3 protein-coding genes are annotated in these 5,302 nt (G+C 72.4%); 2 read left to right on the top strand and 1 reads right to left on the bottom strand.

Annotation, left to right across the window (positions count from 1 at the left end):
* Positions 1-80: 80 nt before the first annotated feature.
* Positions 81-1,406, bottom strand: a complete 1,326-nt coding sequence (locus ABD308_RS08380; protein ID WP_344329935.1) for an MATE family efflux transporter — start codon at positions 1,404-1,406, stop codon at positions 81-83.
* Between the two features lie 591 nt (positions 1,407-1,997).
* Here ABD308_RS08380 and dnaB point away from each other — a divergent pair.
* Both dnaB and ABD308_RS08370 read left to right on the top strand, forming a co-directional pair.
* Complete coding sequence (dnaB, locus tag ABD308_RS08375; RefSeq protein WP_344330093.1) at positions 1,998-3,479, top strand: replicative DNA helicase; 1,482 nt, start codon at positions 1,998-2,000, stop codon at positions 3,477-3,479.
* 136 nt (positions 3,480-3,615) lie between these two features.
* Positions 3,616-5,283, top strand: a complete 1,668-nt coding sequence (locus tag ABD308_RS08370) for a hypothetical protein (protein WP_344329929.1) — start codon at positions 3,616-3,618, stop codon at positions 5,281-5,283.
* Positions 5,284-5,302: the final 19 nt, after the last annotated feature.

Here is a 5,302-nt window from a genome sequence, read left to right as displayed (position 1 = left end):
ACGACGCCGTAGCAGTGGCCGCAGGGCCGGTCTCCCCCTCCGGGGAGGCCGGCCCTCGGTGTTTCCCCGGCGAGGACCGCTCAGCTCCGCACGGCGCCGGTGACCAGCCACCGGCCGCCGCGGGCCCGCCAGGCCAGGAAGCCGCCGCGGACCAGCATGAACAGGTTCATCGCCCACCAGAGCCCGGCCAGCCCGGCACCGCTCGCCGGCACGGCGAGCGCGGCGGGGGCGAACACCACCAGCGTGCCGAGCATCGCCCAGGCCAGGAACGGGCCGTCCCCGGCGCCCATCAGCACGCCGTCCAGGACGTAGACCAGGCCGGAGACCGGCTGGCAGAGCGCGAGCAGCAGCAGGACGGTGTTCAGCTGGTGCTGCACCGCCGGGTCCGGGGTGAACAGCGGGACGTACAGCGGCCGGGCGACCACCACCAGCAGGCCCAGCAGCACGCCGGAGCCGATGCCCCACTCGATCATCCGCCGGGTGGCGGCCCTGGTGCCCGGGACGTCCCCGGCGCCCAGGTAGCGGCCGATGATGGCCTGGCCGGCGATCGCGATGGCGTCCAGGGCGAAGGCGATGAACAGGAAGACCGTCATGGCGATCTGGTGCGCGGCGATCTCGTCGTCCCCGAGCCCGGCGGCCACCGCGGTGGCGATCATCAGGACGGCGCGCAGGCTCAGGGTGCGGACCATCAGCGGTCCGCCGGCCCGGGCGCTCGCCCGTATCCCGGCCGCGTCCGGCCGCAGCGAGGCCTGCTCCCGGCGGGCGCCGCGGACCACCACGAACACGTAGACGGCGGCCATGCCGGTCTGCGCGATGACCGTGCCCCAGGCCGAGCCGGCCACCCCGAGCCCGGCGCCGTAGACCAGGCCGGCGTTCAGCCCGAGGTTGGCGGCGAACCCGGCGACGGCCACGTAGAGCGGGGTCCGGGTGTCCTGGAGACCGCGCAGCACTCCGGTGGCGGCCATCACCATCAGGATCGCCGGGATGCCGAGCGCGCTGATCCGCAGGTACGTCACGGCGTACGGGGCGGCCGTCGGCGAGGCGCCGAGCGCGTCCGCCACCTGGGGGGCGAGCAGCAGGGTCAGCGCGACCACGCCGGCGGAGAGCGCCAGCGCCAGCCAGATGCCGTCGATGCCCTGCTGGATCGCGGCCCGGCGGTCCCCGGCGCCGATCCGGCGGGCGACCGCGGCGGTGGTGGCGTAGGCGAGGAAGACGAAGACCCCGGTGGCGGTGGTGAGCGCGGCCGAGGCGACGCCGACGCCCGCCAGCTGGGCGGTGCCGAGGTGGCCCACGATCGCCGAGTCGGCCATCAGGAAGAGCGGCTCGGCGACCAGGGCGCCGAAGGCGGGGACGGCGAGCGCGAGGATCTCCCGGTCGTGTCGGCGGCGGTCGGTGGTGAGGGTCATGGGAACCAGGCTACTCATCCACAGGTAAGTGACGCCAGGGGCATGTGCCACTTACTCGCACGAGCGAACGACCGGGTCGTCCGTGTGTGTGTCCACCGCCACCCGGCTGTGTGTGAAGAATTTCTCATGCACAGGCCCGGGACGGGGGACGCGCAGGTCAGCGCGTTGACGGTGGATCGATGGTCTGGTTATCCACAGGGCTTTCCACAGGGGCGTCCACAGGTTTGCGGCACTTCTCCACAGTCGTGGGCCGCTCATCCACACCCCCTGTGGATAACCGCCTTGGCTGAAGGCCGTCCGGCGCCTTAGCGTGGGCCCTCCGCCCGACACTCCCATCCGCCCCGGCGTCCGATTTGTCGGTGCGGTGGCGTAGACAATGCGGTGGCGCGGAGTCGGGTTCCGCACCGTTCCAGCCACCGGCAAGGCCCGCTCCAACTCGCACCACTCGCTGATCGGGGAACACGCGTGACCGGCCCCCAGTACGACGACCACGACGCTCCGCCGCCGGAGGACGACTGGCAGGGCGCCGACGACCCCTTCCCGGTCGGCTCCTTCGCCGACGCCCCCTTCCCGGACGGCCCCGGCGACCGGCTGCCGGTCTCCCGCGGCCGCGGCAGCGGCCAGGGCCAGGGCGGCGGCTTCCAGAAGGGCGGCAAGGGCGGCCAGGGCGGTTCCGGCGGCTTCCAGCGGGACGGCGGCAAGCGGCGCCAGGGCGGCGAGGACGAGCGCGGCGAGGGCGGCCTGGACGGCTTCGAGCGCGTCCCCCCGCAGGACCTCGCGGCCGAGCAGTCCGTCCTCGGCGGCATGCTGCTCTCCAAGGACGCCATCGCCGACGTCGTCGAGGTGCTCAAGCCGGCCGACTACTACCGGCCCGCGCACGAGCTGATCCACGGCGCGATCCTCGACCTGTACGCGCGCGGCGAGCCGGCCGACCCGATCACCGTGGCCGGCGAGCTCACCAAGCGCGGGGAGCTCCAGCGGGTCGGCGGCCCCGGCTACCTGCACACCCTGGTCAACTCCGTCCCGACCGCCGCCAACGCCGAGTACTACGCGCAGATCGTGCACGAGCGCGCGGTGCTGCGCCGACTGGTCGAGGCCGGCACCCGGATCGCCGGCATGGGCTACGCCGCCGAGGGCGACGTCGACGAGATCGTCAACGCGGCCCAGGCGGAGATCTACGCCGTCACCGAGCAGCGCACCAACGAGGACTACGCGCCGCTCGCCGACATCATGGAGGGCGCCCTCGACGAGATCGAGTCGATCGGCTCCCGCAACGGCCAGATGTCCGGCGTCCCGACCGGCTTCGCCGACTTCGACGCGCTCACCAACGGGCTCCACCCCGGCCAGATGATCGTCATCGCGGCCCGTCCCGCGATGGGCAAGTCCACCCTGGCGCTGGACTTCGCCCGGGCCTGCTCGATCCACAACAAGCTGCCGAGCGTGATCTTCTCGCTCGAAATGGGCCGCAACGAGATCGCCATGCGTCTGCTCTCCGCCGAGGCCCGGGTGGCGCTGCACCACATGCGCTCCGGCTCCATGACGGACGACGACTGGACCAGGGTGGCCCGCCGGATGCCCGACGTCAGCGAGGCGCCGCTGTTCATCGACGACTCGCCGAACCTCTCGATGATGGAGATCCGCGCCAAGTGCCGCCGGCTCAAGCAGCGCAACGACATCAAGCTGGTCGTCATCGACTACCTCCAGCTGATGCAGTCCGGCGGCTCCCGCCGGGCCGAGAACCGCCAGCAGGAGGTCTCCGACATGTCGCGAAACCTGAAGCTGCTGGCCAAGGAACTGGAGGTGCCGGTGATCGCGCTCTCCCAGCTGAACCGAGGCCCCGAGCAGCGCACCGACAAGCGCCCGATGGTCTCCGACCTGCGCGAGTCCGGCTCGATCGAGCAGGACGCCGACATGGTCATCCTGCTGCACCGCGAGGACGCCTACGAGAAGGAGTCCCCGCGCGCGGGCGAGGCCGACCTGATCGTCGCCAAGCACCGTAACGGCCCGACCGCCACCATCACGGTCGCCTTCCAGGGCCACTACTCCCGCTTCGTCGACATGACCCGCGACTGACCCGCGACCGCCCCGGGAGGCGCGGGCGGCGGGCGAGGGCGGGGGGACCGGAAACACGTTGCTCCGTACCCGGTCCTTCAGTAGCCTTCGCGAGCACTTGTTCGGTGCTCCGTTCGACAACTCCCTGGGGGGTACGGTGCCGCGTCACCGTCACATCGTCATCGCCACCGCCGTGGTGGCCTGCCTGACCGTCGCGCCGGGCCTGGCGCACGCGGCCGGGCCCGGCGCCGCGACCGCGCCGTCGGCGCAGCCGAAGCCGGGCAAGGAGGCCAAGACGGCCGGCCCGATCGCGCCGTCCGCCCTCAGCACCTTCCAGAGCCCCGCAGAGGCGTCGGTCCGGCAGCAGGACCGGTCGGCCGCCGAGGGCCGGCAGGCCGCCGCCGCCGCGACGGCGAACAGCAGCCTTGCGGTCGGGCTGCACGCGGAGACCATCAGCGCCTACAGCATCAACCTGCGGACGATGCTCATCAGCGACCTCGCGCCGCTCGACCTGGTGATCGACTGGGGCGACGGGACGTCGGACCGGTACGACGGGCTCAACCCCGGTCTGAGCGACCGCAACCACCAGTACGCCAAGCTCGGCCAGTACACCGTCTCGGTCACCGTCTCGGACCGCAGCGGCGGGGTCTCGACCAACGCCGTCACACTCTCCACCGAGGGATCGGAGTTCACCCCCTACGGCCCGACCCGGCTGCTCGACACCCGTGACGGCACCGGTGCCCCGGCCGGCCGGGTGCAGCCCTGGGGCGAGACCCGGGTGAAGATCGCGGGCAACGGCGGGATCCCCGCCGGGGTGACCGCGGTGGCGCTCAACCTGACCGCCGTCGAGCCGGGCGGCGCGGGCCACATCATCGCCTACCCCGGTGGCACGGAGCGCCCGACCACCTCGAACGTCAACTACGTCGCGGGCCGGACGGTGCCGAACCTGGCCATCGTCCCGGTCGGCAGCGACGGCTACGTCAACCTCGCCAACCGCGGCGTCGGGGCCGTCGACCTGATCGCCGACATCGCCGGCTACTTCACCCAGAACGAGGCGGCCGGCTACACCGCCGTTTCCCCGACCCGGCTGGTGGACACCCGCGACGGCACCGGCACCACCCGCGGCCAGGTACCCGGCTGGACCTCCTTCTCCGCCCAGGTGACCGGCCGGGCGGGCGTTCCGGCCGGGGCCCGGGCGGTGGCGCTGAACGTCACGGTGACCGACCCGAACAGTGACGGCCACCTCACCGTCTACCCCGGCGGCGGGCGGGCGCCGTCCGCGTCCAACCTGAACTTCTACCGGGGCCAGACCATCGCCAACGCGGTGATCGTGCCGGTCGACGCCGCGGGCCGGATCCAGGTGCTCAACGCCGCGGACGGGGCGTCCGACGTGATCGTCGACGTGGTCGGCTACTACGGTGACCCCGGCGGCAGCGCCTACGTCGCGATCGAGCCGTTGCGGCTGGGGGACACCCGGGACAGCCCGAACGGAGGGCTGCCCTCGCAGAGCTACGTCTACGTCGACCTCTCCGCCGGGCTGCCGGAGTACACCGGTTTCGTGCTGAACACCACGGTGACCAACACCGCAGCGGACGGGCACCTGACGGTCTTCCCGGACCCGAACAGCCTTGAGCAGTACTACCGCGGCACCAACGTCTGGCCGGCCAAGCCGAACGCCTCCACGCTGAACTGGAAGGCGGGGGACACCGTGCCGAACCTGGTCCAGGCGAACCCGGGCTCCCACGGCATCGTCGACTTCTGGAACGCCAGCGGCGGCGACATCGACCTGATCATCGACATGTTCGGTTACTACCAGAACCGCTGACCCGTCACCGGCCCCCCGG

Source organism: Kitasatospora putterlickiae, assembly GCF_039527695.1.
GTDB classification, from domain to species: Bacteria; Actinomycetota; Actinomycetes; order Streptomycetales; family Streptomycetaceae; genus Kitasatospora; species Kitasatospora putterlickiae.
The sequence above is the reverse complement of the archived record's forward strand: the minus strand, read 5'-3'. Positions and strand labels throughout refer to the sequence as shown.

Bases quoted from the DNA above. Each gene is read 5' to 3' on its own strand.
- ABD308_RS08380 (WP_344329935.1), bottom strand. From the start codon at position 1,406: ATGACCCTCACCACCGACCGCCGCCGACACGACCGGGAGATCCTCGCG.